The 536-nt window shown below is 47.8% G+C and carries 1 tRNA gene and 1 rRNA gene; both read left to right on the top strand.

Annotated elements, in window-relative coordinates:
• Nucleotides 1–155 (top strand): 16S ribosomal RNA (locus ACSBQQ_RS24680); the annotation flags it as partial.
• 88 nt (nt 156–243) lie between these two features.
• Nucleotides 244–319, top strand: a tRNA-Glu gene (locus ACSBQQ_RS24675).
• Nucleotides 320–536 lie beyond the last annotated feature (217 nt).

The raw sequence follows: 536 nt of genomic DNA, 5'->3' as shown, positions 1-536 counted from the left end.
AAAAGTACACACCGCCCGTCACACCATGGGAGTGGGTTGCAAAAGAAGTAGGTAGCTTAACCTTCGGGAGGGCGCTTACCACTTTGTGATTCATGACTGGGGTGAAGTCGTAACAAGGTAACCGTAGGGGAACCTGCGGTTGGATCACCTCCTTACCTAAAGATATTGCTTCGAGTGGCGTGCTCACACAGATTGTCTGATGAAAAAGTAACGAGCAAAAGCGTCATAAAAGTACGGTGTCGTGTCCCCTTCGTCTAGAGGCCTAGGACACCGCCCTTTCACGGCGGTAACAGGGGTTCGAATCCCCTAGGGGACGCCAAGCTTCCGACCCACCCGGTGAAAGCGGCGGTCTTCAGTATCTGACGATACACCATATCTTAAAGATGACTTTCGAGTCATGTTTAAGATATTGCTCTTTAACAATCTGGAACAAGCTGAAAATTGAAACATGACGGCTGAAATTCATTCCTCCGTAGATGTACTGGAATGAAGAGTAACCTGTCATAGAGTCTCTCAAATGTTTGCAACTTGAACGA

The sequence above is a fragment of the Serratia sp. G204Y genome, from assembly GCF_051172435.1.
In the GTDB taxonomy this organism is placed as follows: Bacteria; Pseudomonadota; Gammaproteobacteria; order Enterobacterales; family Enterobacteriaceae; genus Serratia; species Serratia sarumanii.
This window is presented reverse-complemented; position numbering and strand designations above follow the sequence as displayed.